Below are 14,406 nucleotides of genomic sequence, written 5' to 3' on the forward strand. Positions count from 1 at the left end.
CCATGTTCCGCCTCGCCGTCACCACCCTGCGCTACCGGACCGCCGCCTTCCTCGCGATCTTCGTCGCGGTCCTGCTCGGCGGGGCGCTGCTCAGCGCCGCCGGCGGTCTGCTCGAGACCGGGCTGCGCCTGAACGCCCCACCCCAACGACTGTCCGCGGCCCCGATCGTGGTCACCGGCGACCCGGCGTACCACCCACCGAACGGCAGCGGCTCCGCCGCCTTCCCGGAACGCCACCGCGTCGACCCGGCCGTACTCACCAAGCTCGCCACCACGCCTGGCGTCGCCAAAGCAATCCCCGACCGCTCCTTCCCCGCCATCGTCACCTCGACCAACGCGGGAACCGCCCAGAGCGCGGGCTCCGGTTTGCTTGCTGGGCATGCGTGGACGTCTGCGGCACTGACTCCCTACGCGTTGATCGCCGGCCAGGCACCCCGGGCGGGGCAGGTCGTGCTCGACCAGCGCCTGACCGGCACCGCGAAACCGGGTGACCACGTGACGGTCACGGTCAGCGGGACGCCCCGGACCTACACCCTCGCGGGTATCGCGGTTGCCCAGCACCAGGTCGACGTACCGTCGGTCTTCTTCGCCGACGCGGACATCCCGGCGGGTGCGGATGCGATCGGGGTGTTTCCCGCGGACGGTACGCCCGTACGGGAGCTCGCGAAGCGGCTCGACCTGCCGACGGGCGTGAAGGCGTACACAGGGGACGAGCGCGGCGTCGCGGAGTTCTCCGGGATCGCGACCGGTCTGCCGCTGATCATCATGTCCGGCGTCTTCGGTGGGATGGTGGCTGTGGTGATGGCGCTCGTGGTCTCGGCCACGATCGGGCTGTCGGTGCGTCAGCGCCGCCGCGAACTGGCGCTGCTCCGGGCCAGCGGCGCGACCCCGCGCCAGGTCGGCAAGATGGTGATCGCCGAGACGATGGTGGTCGGTGTGATCGGGCTGGTGCTCGGGCTGCTGTGCGGCCGGATCGCCGGTACCTGGATCTTCGGGATGCTGGCCGACGGCGGGATCGTGCCGACACAGCTGCGGTTGGACCAAGGCCCGCTGCCGTTCGCCGGCGCTGCCGTCCTCACGTACGCCGTACTGCGGTTGACCGTCGGTTTCGCCGCCGGACGGGCCGCCCGGATCCGCCCGATCCAGGCGCTGGCCGAGGCCGCCGTACCGAACGTGGCGCTGAGCCGGGTACGAATCCTCACCGGTCTCGTCTTCGCCGGTGCGACAGCGGCGATCGCGTTGTCCACGCCGTTCATGGGCCCTGCCAACGCTGCCGCGATCGGTGGGCCGGCCGGCCTGACTGGGTCGATCGCGGTCGCGATCCTCGCACCGCTGGTGATCCAGCGGGCGCTGATCCCCCGCATCACGCGGCTGGTCGAGAAGCGTGGGACCAGCGGAACGCTCGCGGTGATCAACCTGCGGGTCCGCGCGGTGCAGTTCGGCGCGATCCTGGTCCCGATCACCATTGCCACGGCGATTGCCATCGGCAACATCTATTCGCAGACCACACAGCAGCGGGCCGCTGTCGACGCGTTCACCGAGAACCTGTCCGGCGATGTGGTGATCACGTCCACCGCGGGCGGCATCCCGGCGTCGCTGACCGACTCGGCGCGTTCGATGCCGGGTGTCACCGCAGTGTCGGAACTGGTCCGCAGCAAGGGCTGGATCGAGGAGCCGTACGACAAGTCGCACACCAGCGACGCCTGGCCGCTGCTCGGCCTGAGCGGCCCGGTCTACACGGGGAAGGTGAAGCAGGGTTCGCTGGACGACCTGACCGGTGACACCGTGGCGCTCCCGCCGGGTACGGCGAAGAAGCTCAAGGTGGGCGTCGGCTCGGAGATCGGCCTGCGTCTCGGTGACAACGCCCTGGTCAAGGTCAAGGTGGTCGCCCTTGCCGAGGGACCGTCCGGCTACGAGTCGCTCTTGCTGCCCGCACAACTGCTCGCCGCCCACACGACCAGCGGCCTGCCGAGCCAGCTACTGCTGAAGACCGACAACAAGCTGCACCGAGACCTGTCGAAGTGGCCGGGTACGTCGATCGGTGGACGCGAACTGCTCGGCGAAGGCTTGGACACCGGGCTCGGCGTGGACGCGTGGATCGGCTATCTGCTCGCCGCCATCGCGGTCGCGTACACGGCCATCGCGTCGATCAACACGATTTCCGTCGCGGTACTGGACCGGCGGCGCGAGTTCGGTCTGCAGCGATTGACCGGGTCGACGCGGCGCGACGTCTCCCGGATGCTCCGTCTGGAGGGTCTGCTGATCGCGGCGCTCGGACTGGTCGCCGGGCTGGTCACCGCGGCGTTCACCGTGTTCCCGATCGCAATGGCGACCCGCGGCTGGCCCATCCCGTCCGGACCGGTGTGGATCCTGGTCGCCTGGATCGCGGTCGTCCTCCTGCTGGTACTCCCGACCACGGCGATCACTGGCCGGATCGCGATGCGTCCGAAGCCCATGGACGCGCTCAGCTCACCAGTCGGCTGATCTTTCCGGAAAGAAAACGTCACCTGGCGACGAATTCTTTCCGGAAAGCGGTCGTGATCGGCCGGCTCAGCTGGTGGAGGGGTCTGAGCCGGCCGGTTCGATCCACGCGTAGCCGCCGTCTTCCAGGCGCAGCACCTGGAAGCCGGCGGCCAAACGCCGTACGTCGTCGGTTTCGATCACGCCCGCGGCCGGGCCGGCGATGTCCAGCACGATCGCGGCCGCGCCCTCCTGGATCGCCGCGGTGGCGACCAACTGCGCCTGGGCCGGCATCGGGCGCGCCTCCGGACTCCAGCGGGTCAGGGCCTCGGTGCCCGTGAACGCGAGCAGCGCGTTCCGCCCGTCCTGCCCCTGGAGCAGCGCGACGGCCATGTCCGACGTCTTGTCGTGCGCCAGCCCGTTCTCGTCGTACTCGACCTCGCCGAGCATCGCGACCACCGGCACCAGTAGCCGTGCCTTGGTCAGCGCCGCCAGCACCGCTCCCCCGTCGCCGTCGGTGAGCGCAGCGGCCAGCGCCGGGTCCGCCGACCCGTCGTCGTTGTCGAAACCGGTGAAGGCCAATCGCCGCTCTGGTGGTTGCACGGCGCTCATTCTCCCCGGACCGCGGTTTCAGGGGTGCGTCAGGGCTGTTCCCCTCTTGGATCACGCGCCAATTGTGCGAGCCTGGGTATGTGCCTGACTTCGACGTTTCGACGATGCTCCCGCTCTGCGTAGGCCTCACGCTGCTCGGCCTGATCGGCTCGTGGTTCGCCTGGCGACGCCGCGGGATCGCCGCCGGCACGCGCGGTGTGGCTTGGTCCCTGCTCCCGGTCTCGCTGTACCTGACCGGCCTGCTGGAACTGGTCTGGGACGTGGTCCACTCCGCCGTGAGTTGGGTCACGCACCTGATCTTCAGCCCGACCGTGTGGGCCGGAGTCGCATTGTTCGGCGTCTCGGTCGTGCTGTACGTCGTTTCCGGCGTCGCCCGCGGCCGCAGTCCGAAGGCACCCAAGGAAAAGAAACCCGCCTCGCCCGCGGGTGAGCTCACCGCCACAGGCCCCGCGCCTGCGTCGGCCGCTCCCGCCAAAGCTGCCAAGCCGTCAAAGGGGAAGGCGAAGCAGCAGGAATCGTCGGAGTTCGACGAGATCGAGGACATCCTGAAGCGCCATGGAATCAACTGACAAGGCCCTTGACCAAGGCCCGAACCCCCTGACCATCGACTCCCTGCTGGACAACGTCCAGGCCGGTGCGCCGCGCCTCGGCCGGACCAGACTGATCGGTATCGACGGCCCCGCCGGATCCGGCAAGACCACCGTCGCCGCCGCCTTCGAGGCCCGGGCCAAGGCCCGCGACCTGAACACCTACGTCATCCACATGGACGACCTGTACGACGGCTGGGCCGGAGCCGAGCGTGGCTTCGCGCTGCTGCGCGACCACGTCCTGCAACGGCTGGCCGACGGCCGCGAAGGACGGTACCGCCGGTACGACTGGTACCAGGGCGCGTACGCCGAGCTGCACGTCGTACCGAACACCGTGGACCTGCTGATCGTCGAAGGCGTCACCGCCTGCGACCGGGGCGCCGCGCACTGGCAGGCGCTGCGGCTCTGGGTGGAGACGTCGAACGAGGTCCGCCTGGACCGCGGCATCGAACGCGACGGCGAGGCCCTCCGCGACCACTGGCTGGAGTGGATGCGCTGGGAACGCGACCACTTCGCCGAAGAGGCCACCCGCTCCCGCGCCCACGTGATCGTCGACGGCGACCCGTCGACGCCCTTCGACCCGGCGCTCGAACTCGTCACGAAGTCGGTCGCGCTACCGCCTCACGACTCAGCTGCTTCCTAGTCCGTCCCACGACCACTGCGGGACGGGCTGGTCGTCGGCGATGTCGTCGGCATGGTGGCGGTACATCGTGTTGAAGGTCGCCCAGGCGAAGTAGTCGTGCAGCACGGACCGGGTGCGCTCGTCGTCGATGCCGGCCGCGATCACCGCCTCGTCGAAGCAGGCGATCGCGCGGTGGTTCATCTCGTCGTGCTCGCCGTTCCCGGCGTGCCGGCGCTGCACCGACGCCTCGTCGCCGTACGCCTCGGTGTAGGCAGGCGGTCCCCCCAGCGCCTCACCCCAGTACGCCGCGAGTCGCTCGGTGTGATCCGGCCGCGCCCCATCGTGGAACGCATGACTGACGACCTCGTCAGCCATCACCCGCTCGTGCCACTCAGCCGCCAGCCGCAACATGCCTTCGGCCCCACCCGCCGCTTCGTAAACGGTCTCCATACGGCCCAACGGTGCCGCAATCGCCACGACCTGACAATGGCCTTGGTCAGATGCCCCCGAGGCGGCGGCGGACGAGGTTGCGTTCGGGTTCGGAGCCGGCCAGGGCGAGCGCCTGTTCGTAGGCGGTGATTGCCTCGGGCAAACGTCCGAGGCGTTGCAGCAGGTCGGCGCGGGCCAGCGCGAACGGGTGGTAGTCCTGGAGCCGGGGTTCGGCGGCCAGCTCGTCGAGGAGTTCGAGACCCGCCTCGGGCCCGTCGCGGAGCGCGATCGCGGCGGCGCGGTTCAGTGCGATCACCGGCGAAGGGTCGAGGTCCAGGAGGACGTCGTACAGCTGGACGATCTGGGGCCAGTCGGTGCTCTCGAACTCGGCGGCCTCGTCGTGGACCGCGTTGATCGCGGCCTGGACGCCGTACGGTCCGGGCGGGCCGCCGGTGAGTGCGGTGACGACCAGGTCGCGGCCCTCGGCGATCATCTCGTGGTCCCAGCGGCTGCGGTCCTGATCCTCGAGCAGGACGATCTCGCCGTCGGGTCCGGTGCGGGCGTCCCGACGGGCGTGGATCAGCAGCATCAGCGCGAGCAGGCCGGTGACCTCGCGCGCCTCGGGGAGCAGGCGGTGCAGGATCCGGGCCAGGCGGATCGCCTCCTCGGCCAGGTCCAGGCGTTGCAGGTACGGTCCGGAGCTGGCGGCGTACCCCTCGGTGAAGACCGAATAGATCACCTGCAGTACGCCGGGCAGTCGCTCCGGCAGCTCGTCCGGGCCGGGGACGCGGAACGGGATCCGGGCCTCCCGGATCTTCTTCTTCGCCCGGACGATCCGTTTCGCCATCGTCGCGGTCGGGACCAGGAACGCCCGCGCGACCTCCGGCGTGGTCAGGCCGGCCAGGCACCGCAACGTCAGCGCGCCGCGGTCCTCGGCGGCGAGCGCCGGGTGGGTGCAGGTGAAGAACAGTTGCAGCCGCTCGTCGGGCAGTTCGTTCCCGGTCGCCTGAGGCGTGGGGCGGTCCGCCTCGACCTGGAGGATCGCGAGTTTGGCGGCGTACACCTGGTCCCTGCGCAGGCGGTCGACCGCCTTGCGCCGGGCGGTGGTCATCAACCAGCCGCCCGGGTTCGGCGGTACGCCGTCGATGGGCCAGCGCGTGAGCGCCGCCTCGATCGCCTCCGACGTGACCTCCTCGGCCAGGTCGAGGTCCCCGAACCGCCGGGCCAGCGCCGCCAGCAACCGGCCGCGCTCCTCCCGGAAGACCGCCTCGACCTGCTCCATCAGAAGTCGGCGATCGGGCGGACGACGACCGAGCCGCCCCCTCGTGATCCCGGGCACCTCGCGGCCCAGTCGAGTGCCACGTCCAGGTCCGGTACGTCGATCACGTAGAACCCGCCGAGCACCTCCCGGGTCTCCGCGAACGGGCCGTCGGTCACGGTCCGCTTGCCGTCGTTCGCAACCTCGACCCGGGTCGCAGTGACCAGGTCAGCCAGCGACTCGGACGCAACCACCACGCCCGCGTCGGTGATCTCCTTGTCGAACCGCATCCAGTCCTCCGGCTCACACCCCACCGGCGTGTCCTGCAGGTCCAGCTCGCCGGCGTTGATCAGCAGCATGTACTTCACGTCGTACCTCCTGTCAGCGTGTCTACAGCATCACTACGAACGGGGTCGCCCCCGATGGACCGGTCCGTCAGGATTGGGTCATGAATGTTTTGCCTTCGGGTGAGCAGTGGGTCCTTCGCGGCGGCGGGTACGAGGGGACGGTGGTGAGTGTCGGCGGCGGGCTGCGCGAGCTCACGTACGACGGGCGCCCGGTCCTGCTCGCGTACGGCGAGGACGAGGCGGCGCATGCCGGACTCGGACAGCACCTGTTCCCGTGGCCGAACCGGATCACGGACGGGCAGTACACGTTCGACGGCGTCGACCAGCAGCTGTACCTGACCGAACCGGCCCGCCAGAACGCGATCCACGGCCTCACCCGCTGGGCGAACTGGCAGCGCGTCGACGACGGCTCCGATCCGTCGACGGTGGTCGCCGGGCACCAGTTGTTCGGCCAGCCCGGGTACCCACACCAGCTCGAACTACGCCTGAACTACCACCTCACCGACCGTCTCACCGTGACCGCCACGGCCACCAACATCGGCCGGACGTCAGCGCCGTACGGCTATGGAGCGCACCCCTACCTCAGCGTCGGCCGCCTGATCGACGAGTGCGTCCTTGAGTTCACCGCGGCGCAGCGCCTCGAGGTATCGGCGGATCGGATGTCTCCGACGGGCCTGACGCCGGTCGACGGATCGCCGTACGACTTCCGCGAGGGCCGGCTGATCGGGTCGACCTCGATCGACAACGCGTTCACCGAGCTGAACAGCGAGTGGTCGGTGTCGCTGACCGATCCGGACACGGGCGCACGGTCGGTGCTGACGAGTGACACGCCTTGGATGCAGCTGTTCACCGGGGAGGCGGTCGGACGTACGGCGCTCGCGGTCGAGCCGATGACCTGCCCACCGGACGCTTTCCGCACCGGTCAGGACCTCGTCGTACTCAAGCCCGGCGACTCACACTCGACTAGCTTTCAGGTGTCCGTCTAGACGGACCGGCGCCGTGTTCGCGGGCGACCGCTGCCAGCTGCTTGGCGGCGCGGCTCGCCCGCGCACCCTCGGAGGCCTGGACCGCGAGAATGCCGATCCGGTTGTCATCGGCATCGAACAGCTGCAGCCACGCGTCGCCCGGCCGGAACCGCAGCGCGGTGACCTCTGACCACTGCAGCGTGTACGACTTGAACACGTTCCGGATCCGCAGCCGATCCGCGTACGCCGTGACGCGCAGCGTCGTCATCCGGTACAGGATCCACAGGATCGCCCCGAAGAACGCCAGGAGGGTGAGCCGCTGGAACCAGTCGAACGACCCACGGTCCTCCGGCGACAAGCGGAACCAGATCACCCCGAACACGGCGATCAACGACAAGCCCATCCCGGCCGCCATACCCGCAATGATCCGCGGGTGGAACGCGAACAACCGGCCCCCTGGCTTCGTTGCGGACATCGCGGCGGCGGGTTTCAGATCCGGCAGGCGTGGATGTCGGTGGTGAGGATCGCGCGGGCGCCGACGTCCCAGAGCTGGTCCATCAGGCGCTGCGCGTCGGCCCGCTTGACCATGACCCGGACGGCGACCCAGCCCTGCCGGTGCAGCGGCGAGACGGTCGGCGACTCCAGGCCGGGCGCGACCGCGGTGGCCGCGTCGACGTCTTCGGCGCGGATGTCGTAGTCCATCATCACGTAGTTCCGCGCGATCAGGACGCCTTCGAGCCGGCGGACCAACTGGTGCAGGCCGTTCGCCGGGGTCTCGACGCCGTGCCGCTTGATCAGCACCGCCTCGGACTGCAGGATCGGCTCCCCGAACACCTCGAGCCCTGCCTGGCGCAGCGTCGTACCGGTCTCGACGACGTCCGCGATCACGTCCGCGACGCCCAGTTGGACGGCCGACTCCACGGCACCGTCCAGACGCACGACCGCCGCGTCGACACCGTTCTCGGCCAGGTGGTCCTGCAGTACGCCGGCGTACGACGTGGCGATCCTCTTCCCGGCCAGGTCCTTCACGGAGTCCGCGACTCCGGGCCGCCCGGCGAACCGGAACGTGGACGAGCCGAACCCGAGGCCCATGATCACGTCCGCGTCCGCGTGCGAGTCCAGCACCAGATCGCGGCCGGAGATGCCGACGTCGAGCGTGCCCTCGCCGACGTACACGGCGATGTCACGCGGGCGGAGGTAGTAGAACTCGACCTCGTTGGCCGCGTCGGTGAGGGTGAGGTCCTTGGTGGTCCGGCGCTGCTTGTAGCCGGCTTCGACGAGCATCTCGGTGGCGGCTTCGCTCAGCGAGCCCTTGTTCGGTACTGCGACGCGCAGCATGGCGACTGCCCTTTCTGGGAGGTGTGAACCGGTGATCTGTGGGATGGGCTCCTACAGATGTCGGTACACGTCCTCGAGGTCCAGGCCGAGCGCGTGCATCATCACCTGGGCGTGGTAGATGAGCTGCGACAGCTCCTCCGCGGCCCGGTCCTTGCTCTCGTACTCGGCAGCCATCCAGGACTCGGCGGCCTCCTCGACCAGCTTCTTACCGATCGAGTGCACACCGGCGTCCAGCGCCGCCACGGTCCCGGAACCTTCCGGCCGTGTCGCCGCCTTCTCACCCAGCTCGGCAAACAGCTCCTCAAAACTCTTCATCGCGCGCCCAGCCTACGGGTCCCGCTCACGCTCCCCGCTGCCAGGTCCGCTAGCCGGACTGCGCGAGCGCCTCGGAGAGCCGCCGCGGGGGCGAGTGGGCGTCGACGTACCAGTTGTGGCGCTCGGAGAGCAGGCCCTTGACCATGGCGTAGTCGATGGTGTCCTCCGGTGTGCGGAGGTGGTACGGCGGTGGGTAGAAGGCGTCTCCCAGGAGGGCGACACCGTCGGCGAGGACGATGACGGAGTCCGGGGCGTGATTTCCGCCGACGTGCCGGAGTACGACGTCGGTCGGGAGGGTGAGGGTGTCGTCGAAGGTCTGGTTCGGGAGGACGATCCGGAAATCGGTCCAGTCGGGGACGGCTAGGGCGCGGGCTCGGAAGCTCGGGGCGAGCTTGGGGTTGGCCTCGACCTGGTCGTGGAGGTAGCGATGGCTCCAGGGGCGGGCGGCCTCGATCGTGAGGAGTTCGACGGCGGTCGCGTGGGCGATGACGGTGACGTCGGACCAGGCGCAGGCGCCCCAGGTGTGGTCCCAGTGGTGGTGGGTGTAGACGAGCCACTTCGGCGCGGGCAGGCCGGCGGCGGCAATCGCCGTACGGACGGCTCTTGCGTGCTCGGGGCTGTTCCCGGCGTCGACGAGGACGCTGCCGCGGTCGTCGGCGATCACGGCGACGGACGGGCGGATCGCGTCGGGATCGGGGTCGTGCGGGTAGATCCAGACCCGACCCGCCAGGTGCTGCAACATGCCGCCGACGATATCCGCGTCGCAGATGATGGGCGGATGCAGAGTCCTCGGAGAGTGCGCGAGTTGGGTGTTGTCGTCGGAACCCTGCCCACGGGGCCGCTCAACGCGATCACCGACGTACCTGGGGTTCGGGTCGGCCAGACGACGATCACGGGCGACGGGCTGAATACTGGGGTGACAGCGGTTGTCCCGGACGGCTGGGCGGAGACGCTGCCGGCCGCGATTGCTGTCGGCAACGGGTACGGGAAGCTGGTCGGCTCGACACAGCTGGACGAGCTGGGCGTCATCGAAACCCCCATCCTCCTCACCGGGACGCTCAGCACGTTCCGCGTCGCCGATGCACTGCTCACCTGGCTCCTCGACCGCGACCCGCGCGCGACCAGTCTGAACCCGATCGTCGGCGAGACCAACGACGGCTACCTCTCCGACATCCGCCGCCGCCCGCTCACCCCGCTCCACGTCCACACCGCTCTGGACACCGCCTCCCGCGAACTCCCAGCCGAAGGGTGCGTGGGAGCCGGCACCGGCACCTGCGCACTAGGTTTCAAGGCAGGAATCGGCACTGCATCGCGCTCCGTGCTGGCGGAACCCGCCCATGGTGCAGGGTCCGCCGAACACACCGTTGGTGTACTCGTGCAGGCGAACTTCTCCGGCCTGCTGACTGTGCTCGGGCGCCCGGTCCCCGCACGACCGATCGATGCGGACGGCAACTCCTGCATGATCGTGGTCGCGACCGACCTCCCGCTCGACTCCCGGCAGCTCGGACGGCTCGCGCGCCGGGCGATCTTCGCGATGGGCCGAGTCGGCTCCGACTACGCCCCCGGCAGCGGCGACTACGCGATCGCCTTCACCACCGCCCGTACGCCGAACTTCCCCGACCGCGACCTCCGCCCACCATTCCAAGCATTAACCGAATCAGTCGAAGAGGCGCTCCTCAACTCCCTCACCATGGCCCACACCACCACCGGCCACCAAACCCGCACCGCCCACGCCGTACCCCACGACCGCATCGCGAACCTGAGCCATCTTTGAGCACGCACCAACCATTTTCGGAGTCGCGAAGTGGTTGGTGGGTGCTCAAGGTCGATCGGCGAGTACGGGCGTGGGTTGGGTGCGGCGCTGGCTTTGGTGGGTGAGGGCGGATCCGATCAGCGTGCCGAAGGCCAGTAGTGCGGCTGCTGTGCGGATCAGATGCGCGAGCTGCCAACGATCGCGTACGGCGGCCCAGTCGGCCGGCGGGTTCTGCACGGACCACGCGGTCTGGTCCGAGTTGATCGGCAGGTTGATCGCGAGCGTCGTCGCGAAGACAACGACGAACAGCGCGACCGCCACCAGCACCATCCGCCGATCGTTGCCCCGGGCCCTGATCGCCAGCACCACCGTGGTGACGATCGCCGGGATCAACGTCACCGAGGCGAGCGTGTCCAACGCGTCCAGCTCGACCAGTCGGACCTGCGTGTAGACCGACGCTCCGAACCCACGCAACGAGTTCTCCAGCACCAGCACACACACCAGAAACCCGGCAAAGACCCCACTGAACAACAGGCTCAGCCCACGAACAACCCGCGTCATTAGTACGCCACCCCAACCGGCTGACAGACGCTCGCCGGGTTATCTAGCGCCGCTAGCATCAGGTGCGCGACGTCCGCCCGCGAGATCGTGTAGCCCCGCGTCACCGTGCCGCCGACAGCCGTCCGGTAGGTCCCGGTCAGCGCCTTGTTCGTGAGTTTCGGCGGCCGCACGATGGTCCAGTCCGTCGTACTGCTCATGATGTCCGCCTCCATCACCCGCAGATCGGCGTACACATCGGCCGCGAACGCGTTGATCATCGGATAGAGCAGCCGCCGATTGAGGAAGCTCTCATCAGCCGGCACCGGCCCGAGCGGCGCGGCACTCACCGCGACAAAGCGCCGTACCCCGACGGCTTCCATCGCCGCCAGCATGGACCGCGTGCTCTCCGACGCGACCGGCCCGTCCTTCCGCCCGCGGGCCCCGACCCCGGAGATCACCGCCTCGCTCCCGTCCACGGCGTCCCGCAGCGGCTCCGCCGCATTCAGGCCGTCCACGCGGATCACCTCCAGCGCCGGATGCTCCACCTCGTACGCCGACGACGTACGCACCACTGCCGTCACCTTGTGCCCCGCATCGAGCGCTTGCCGTACGACGTGACCGCCGATCCCGCCCGTCGCCCCGAACACCGTGATCCTCATCCCGACCGCCTCCCTGAAATCTTCTCTGTGATTCATATAGTATGGAACTCATAAGATATGGAACAGATACAGGGAGGTGACATGCGCCACCGCCGGCGGACCGGGAACGAGATCAAGGCCGCGCTCCGCGACCTGCGGATCCAGCTCGCCCTGCTGAACCATCAGGTCGGCGGCGAGCTGGCACTGAAGGACATCGACCTCGACTGCCTCGACGTACTCGCCCGCAGCGGTCCGCTGACGCCGAGTGCCCTGGCCCGTCAGGCCGGACTGCACCCGGCGACCCTGACGGGCATCCTCGACCGACTCGAACGCGCCGGCTGGATCGCCCGCGACCGCGCCGGGGCAGACCGCCGCAGTGTCACCATCCGCGTCCTGCCGGACCGCGGCATGGAGGTGTTCCGCCTGTACCAGCCGATGATCGGCGCGATGGACGACCTACTGGCCGGCTACAGCGAGGCCGAGCTCGACTTGATCGCCACGTTCCTCCGGCGGAGTGCCGAGGCCTGCGAGCGTGTGCTGGGGCGCTCAGTTCAGGAGTAGAGGTCGGACAGCGTGCGGCCGAGGTTCGCCAGCTCGGCTCGCAACTCCGCGGGCTCCAGCACCTCGACCGCGTCCCCGAATCGGCAGAGGGAGACGGCCGCGTTCGGGATCGACTCGATCGGGATCGTCACCACCACGCTCCCGTCGGCCTCAGGTTCGGTGGCGGCGACGGCTTTGACGAGCGCCGGGTACGAGACGTCGTACATCTTCGCGGCCAATCGTGTGGACACCCGGATGACGGCCTCCGCGGTGTAGCGGACCTGGTCGAAGCCCTCCAGGTGGTCCTGCCAGAACTGCTGCAGCTCGAACCTCTCGTCGCGCTCGAACTGCTCGTCGGTCGGCGTCAGTTCGAGGATGTTGGAGACGCGGTATGTGCGCAGTCCGCCGGGGGTGGAGGCCACGACGTACCAGCTGCCGTTCTTCAGCACGAGTCCGTACGGTTCGAGGACGCGCTCGACTTCGCGCGGCTCCTCCCAGCGTCGGTACAGGACCTTGATGCGGCGGTCGTGGAGTACGGCGTCGGCGACCGCGGAGAGCTGTGGTGAGGCCTCGGCGTCCTGGTACCAGGCGGGCAGGTCGAGGTGGAAGCGGTTCTTGAGCCGGCCGGCGCGATCCCGCTGATCGGGCGCTAGCGCTGCTAGCAGTTTGAGTTCGGCCGCGCTCGTCTCCGCGGTCAGCCCGAGCGCGGCGGCCGCGCCCGGCATGCCGACGAGGAACAGCGCGGCGGCCTCTTGTTCGGTGAGGCCGGTGAGGCGGGTGCGGTAGCCCTCGACCAAGCGGTACCCGCCTGCTCGGCCTTGGTCGGCGTACACCGGGACTCCGGCCGCGGCGAGCGCCTCGACATCGCGGTAGATCGTCCGCAGCGACACCTCGAGCTCGTCGGCCAGCTCGCGCGCGGTCAACTGCCGGCGCGTCTGCAGCAACAGCAGGATCGACAGCAGCCGGCTCGAACGCATACTCCGAGGTTAGTCCTTATGACTGCCATGGGTTGTCAGGTTTTGCTCGCAGGCTGGGCGGTATGACGACTTGGACCAAGGTGACCGGCGACTTCGACTTCCTCAACGGGTACTTCGACGTCCACCACCGAACCCTGAAGAAAGCCTTCGCGGGCTGCGACGAATGGCTCGAGTACGACGGAACGACGACCGCGCGCACGTACTTCGACGGGCAGATCAGCATCGACGAGATGCGGTTCCCGACGAAGGGGTCGTACGGGCTGTCGCTGCGACTGTTCGACCCGGTCACCGAGCAATGGAGCATCTGGTGGGTCAGCAGCACCACGATGCAGCTGTACCCGCCGGTGCACGGCGGCTGGGCCGCCGACGGTTCACGCTGCCGGTTGGTCGGCGAGGACTCGCACGAAGGGCGGCCCATCCTGTGCAGCTACGAGTGGTCCGACATCACCTCGGAGACCGCGCACTGGGAGCAGGCCTACTCCGACGACGGTGGCGAGACCTGGGAGACCAACTGGACCATGGACTTCACCCGGCGCCACACTCCCCCGCCCGCGCTCGACGTACCGAAGCTCACCGACGACTTCGACTTCCTGGTCGGCCGGTGGTCCTTCCACAACCGCCGCCGGCGCCCGGTCCTCGGCGAACCGTACGAGTGGTACGAGCACGACGCGACGATGGAAGCCACTACGTACTTCGACGGCGCGATCAGCCTCGACGAAGGCTGGTTCCCGAGCGAAGGCTTCCGCGGCGCGACCTTCCGTCTCTACGACCCTTCCACGAAGGCGTGGTCCATCCACTGGATCAACAGCCAACGCGGCCGCCTGGAAACCCCCGTCATCGGCTCCTTCTCCCCCGACGGCACCGGCACCTTCGAAGGCCCGGACGAATGGGACGGCAAACCCATAGACGTCCGCTTCCTCTGGACCCCCGGCACCGACAAAGCCGCCTGGGAACAAGCCTTCTCCACCGACAACGGCAAAACCTGGACCACCAACTGGCAAATGGAACACACCCGAACCGACTGAT

18 protein-coding genes are annotated in these 14,406 nt (G+C 69.0%); 7 read left to right on the plus strand and 11 right to left on the minus strand.

Annotated elements, in window-relative coordinates; all coding sequences use genetic code 11:
• Positions 1-2 precede the first annotated feature (2 nt).
• Positions 3-2,483 carry an ABC transporter permease gene (locus E0H45_RS00220; RefSeq protein ID WP_131334242.1) on the plus strand — a complete coding sequence of 827 codons (2,481 nt, stop codon included), beginning with the start codon at positions 3-5 and terminating at the stop codon, positions 2,481-2,483.
• A gap of 66 nt (positions 2,484-2,549) precedes the next feature.
• Here the strand turns inward: E0H45_RS00220 and E0H45_RS00225 are convergent, their stop codons facing one another.
• On the minus strand, positions 2,550-3,062 hold the full coding sequence (locus tag E0H45_RS00225; RefSeq protein WP_238154711.1) for an SseB family protein: 513 nt from the start codon (positions 3,060-3,062) through the stop codon (positions 2,550-2,552).
• An 89-nt stretch (positions 3,063-3,151) separates the two neighbouring features.
• Here E0H45_RS00225 and E0H45_RS00230 point away from each other — a divergent pair, with 89 nt between their 5' ends.
• A complete protein-coding gene (locus E0H45_RS00230; protein ID WP_131334244.1) occupies positions 3,152-3,640 on the plus strand; it encodes a hypothetical protein in 489 nt (162 codons plus the stop codon).
• Positions 3,627-4,301, plus strand: coding sequence for a uridine kinase family protein (locus E0H45_RS00235; protein WP_131334245.1), 675 nt, complete (start codon positions 3,627-3,629; stop codon positions 4,299-4,301). Before E0H45_RS00230 ends, E0H45_RS00235 begins: the two co-directional genes overlap by 14 nt.
• On the opposite strand, the gene E0H45_RS00240 is transcribed toward E0H45_RS00235, so the two are convergent.
• From E0H45_RS00240 to E0H45_RS00250, 3 genes are read right to left on the minus strand one after another with little or no spacing between them, the layout of a single operon-like run.
• Positions 4,287-4,730: a globin domain-containing protein gene (locus tag E0H45_RS00240; protein ID WP_131334246.1), complete on the minus strand. Its 444-nt coding sequence runs from the start codon at positions 4,728-4,730 to the stop codon at positions 4,287-4,289. The two genes, E0H45_RS00235 and E0H45_RS00240, sit on opposite strands and share 15 nt — an antisense overlap.
• A gap of 46 nt (positions 4,731-4,776) precedes the next feature.
• Positions 4,777-5,991 (minus strand): RNA polymerase sigma factor, encoded by a 1,215-nt coding sequence (locus tag E0H45_RS00245; protein WP_131334247.1) that lies wholly within the window; start codon positions 5,989-5,991, stop codon positions 4,777-4,779.
• Entirely contained in the window at positions 5,991-6,326 is a 336-nt protein-coding gene (locus E0H45_RS00250) for a YciI family protein (protein WP_238154966.1), read from the minus strand. The genes E0H45_RS00245 and E0H45_RS00250 overlap by 1 nt, the downstream gene beginning before the upstream one ends.
• 89 nt (positions 6,327-6,415) lie before the next feature.
• On the opposite strand from E0H45_RS00250, the gene E0H45_RS00255 reads away from it, so the two are divergent.
• A complete protein-coding gene (locus tag E0H45_RS00255; RefSeq protein WP_131334249.1) occupies positions 6,416-7,300 on the plus strand; it encodes an aldose 1-epimerase family protein in 885 nt (294 codons plus the stop codon).
• Here the strand turns inward: E0H45_RS00255 and E0H45_RS00260 are convergent.
• The 4 genes from E0H45_RS00260 to E0H45_RS00275 are packed head-to-tail and all read right to left on the minus strand — an operon-like array spanning position 7,278 to position 9,674.
• Positions 7,278-7,754 carry a PH domain-containing protein gene (locus tag E0H45_RS00260; protein WP_131334250.1) on the minus strand — a complete coding sequence of 159 codons (477 nt, stop codon included), beginning with the start codon at positions 7,752-7,754 and terminating at the stop codon, positions 7,278-7,280. The genes E0H45_RS00255 and E0H45_RS00260 overlap by 23 nt on opposite strands.
• Before the next feature lie 14 nt (positions 7,755-7,768).
• Positions 7,769-8,617: an ATP phosphoribosyltransferase gene (hisG, locus tag E0H45_RS00265; protein WP_131334251.1), complete on the minus strand. Its 849-nt coding sequence runs from the start codon at positions 8,615-8,617 to the stop codon at positions 7,769-7,771.
• A gap of 51 nt (positions 8,618-8,668) precedes the next feature.
• Positions 8,669-8,932, minus strand: coding sequence for a phosphoribosyl-ATP diphosphatase (locus E0H45_RS00270; RefSeq protein ID WP_131334252.1), 264 nt, complete (start codon positions 8,930-8,932; stop codon positions 8,669-8,671).
• 49 nt (positions 8,933-8,981) lie between these two features.
• The gene (locus E0H45_RS00275) at positions 8,982-9,674 is read right to left on the minus strand and encodes an MBL fold metallo-hydrolase (RefSeq protein WP_131334253.1); all 693 of its coding nucleotides are present in this window, start codon (positions 9,672-9,674) and stop codon (positions 8,982-8,984) included.
• A gap of 36 nt (positions 9,675-9,710) precedes the next feature.
• Here E0H45_RS00275 and E0H45_RS00280 point away from each other — a divergent pair, with 36 nt between their 5' ends.
• Positions 9,711-10,706: a P1 family peptidase gene (locus tag E0H45_RS00280; protein ID WP_131334254.1), complete on the plus strand. Its 996-nt coding sequence runs from the start codon at positions 9,711-9,713 to the stop codon at positions 10,704-10,706.
• A gap of 45 nt (positions 10,707-10,751) precedes the next feature.
• On the opposite strand, the gene E0H45_RS00285 is transcribed toward E0H45_RS00280, so the two are convergent.
• Positions 10,752-11,246, minus strand: a complete 495-nt coding sequence (locus E0H45_RS00285; protein ID WP_131334255.1) for an anthrone oxygenase family protein — start codon at positions 11,244-11,246, stop codon at positions 10,752-10,754.
• Positions 11,246-11,884: an NAD(P)-dependent oxidoreductase gene (locus tag E0H45_RS00290; RefSeq protein WP_131334256.1), complete on the minus strand. Its 639-nt coding sequence runs from the start codon at positions 11,882-11,884 to the stop codon at positions 11,246-11,248. The genes E0H45_RS00285 and E0H45_RS00290 overlap by 1 nt, the downstream gene beginning before the upstream one ends.
• Before the next feature lie 81 nt (positions 11,885-11,965).
• Between E0H45_RS00290 and E0H45_RS00295 the strand changes: the two genes are divergently transcribed.
• Positions 11,966-12,424 carry a MarR family transcriptional regulator gene (locus E0H45_RS00295; RefSeq protein ID WP_131334257.1) on the plus strand — a complete coding sequence of 153 codons (459 nt, stop codon included), beginning with the start codon at positions 11,966-11,968 and terminating at the stop codon, positions 12,422-12,424.
• On the opposite strand, the gene E0H45_RS00300 is transcribed toward E0H45_RS00295, so the two are convergent.
• Positions 12,415-13,380: a helix-turn-helix transcriptional regulator gene (locus E0H45_RS00300; RefSeq protein WP_131334258.1), complete on the minus strand. Its 966-nt coding sequence runs from the start codon at positions 13,378-13,380 to the stop codon at positions 12,415-12,417. The genes E0H45_RS00295 and E0H45_RS00300 overlap by 10 nt on opposite strands.
• A 62-nt stretch (positions 13,381-13,442) precedes the next feature.
• Here E0H45_RS00300 and E0H45_RS42760 point away from each other — a divergent pair, with 62 nt between their 5' ends.
• The gene (locus E0H45_RS42760; protein ID WP_202872153.1) at positions 13,443-14,405 is read left to right on the plus strand and encodes a hypothetical protein; all 963 of its coding nucleotides are present in this window, start codon (positions 13,443-13,445) and stop codon (positions 14,403-14,405) included.
• Position 14,406: the final 1 nt, after the last annotated feature.

The sequence above is a fragment of the Kribbella soli genome (assembly GCF_004331345.1).
In the GTDB taxonomy this organism is placed as follows: domain Bacteria; phylum Actinomycetota; class Actinomycetes; order Propionibacteriales; family Kribbellaceae; genus Kribbella; species Kribbella soli.

Excerpts from the sequence above, each read along its gene's own strand:
- E0H45_RS00220 (WP_131334242.1), top strand. The coding sequence starts at position 3 with ATGTTCCGCCTCGCCGTCACCACCCTGCGCTACCGGACCGCCGCCTTC.
- E0H45_RS00235 (WP_131334245.1), top strand. The coding sequence starts at position 3,627 with ATGGAATCAACTGACAAGGCCCTTGACCAAGGCCCGAACCCCCTGACC.
- E0H45_RS00240 (WP_131334246.1), bottom strand. The coding sequence starts at position 4,730 with ATGGAGACCGTTTACGAAGCGGCGGGTGGGGCCGAAGGCATGTTGCGG.
- E0H45_RS00245 (WP_131334247.1), bottom strand. The coding sequence starts at position 5,991 with ATGGAGCAGGTCGAGGCGGTCTTCCGGGAGGAGCGCGGCCGGTTGCTG.
- E0H45_RS00250 (WP_238154966.1), bottom strand. The coding sequence starts at position 6,326 with ATGCTGCTGATCAACGCCGGCGAGCTGGACCTGCAGGACACGCCGGTG.
- E0H45_RS00255 (WP_131334249.1), top strand. The coding sequence starts at position 6,416 with ATGAATGTTTTGCCTTCGGGTGAGCAGTGGGTCCTTCGCGGCGGCGGG.
- E0H45_RS00260 (WP_131334250.1), bottom strand. The coding sequence starts at position 7,754 with ATGTCCGCAACGAAGCCAGGGGGCCGGTTGTTCGCGTTCCACCCGCGG.
- hisG (WP_131334251.1), bottom strand. The coding sequence starts at position 8,617 with ATGCTGCGCGTCGCAGTACCGAACAAGGGCTCGCTGAGCGAAGCCGCC.
- E0H45_RS00270 (WP_131334252.1), bottom strand. The coding sequence starts at position 8,932 with ATGAAGAGTTTTGAGGAGCTGTTTGCCGAGCTGGGTGAGAAGGCGGCG.
- E0H45_RS00275 (WP_131334253.1), bottom strand. The coding sequence starts at position 9,674 with ATGTTGCAGCACCTGGCGGGTCGGGTCTGGATCTACCCGCACGACCCC.
- E0H45_RS00280 (WP_131334254.1), top strand. The coding sequence starts at position 9,711 with ATGCAGAGTCCTCGGAGAGTGCGCGAGTTGGGTGTTGTCGTCGGAACC.
- E0H45_RS00285 (WP_131334255.1), bottom strand. The coding sequence starts at position 11,246 with ATGACGCGGGTTGTTCGTGGGCTGAGCCTGTTGTTCAGTGGGGTCTTT.
- E0H45_RS00290 (WP_131334256.1), bottom strand. The coding sequence starts at position 11,884 with ATGAGGATCACGGTGTTCGGGGCGACGGGCGGGATCGGCGGTCACGTC.
- E0H45_RS00295 (WP_131334257.1), top strand. The coding sequence starts at position 11,966 with ATGCGCCACCGCCGGCGGACCGGGAACGAGATCAAGGCCGCGCTCCGC.
- E0H45_RS00300 (WP_131334258.1), bottom strand. The coding sequence starts at position 13,380 with ATGCGTTCGAGCCGGCTGCTGTCGATCCTGCTGTTGCTGCAGACGCGC.
- E0H45_RS42760 (WP_202872153.1), top strand. The coding sequence starts at position 13,443 with ATGACGACTTGGACCAAGGTGACCGGCGACTTCGACTTCCTCAACGGG.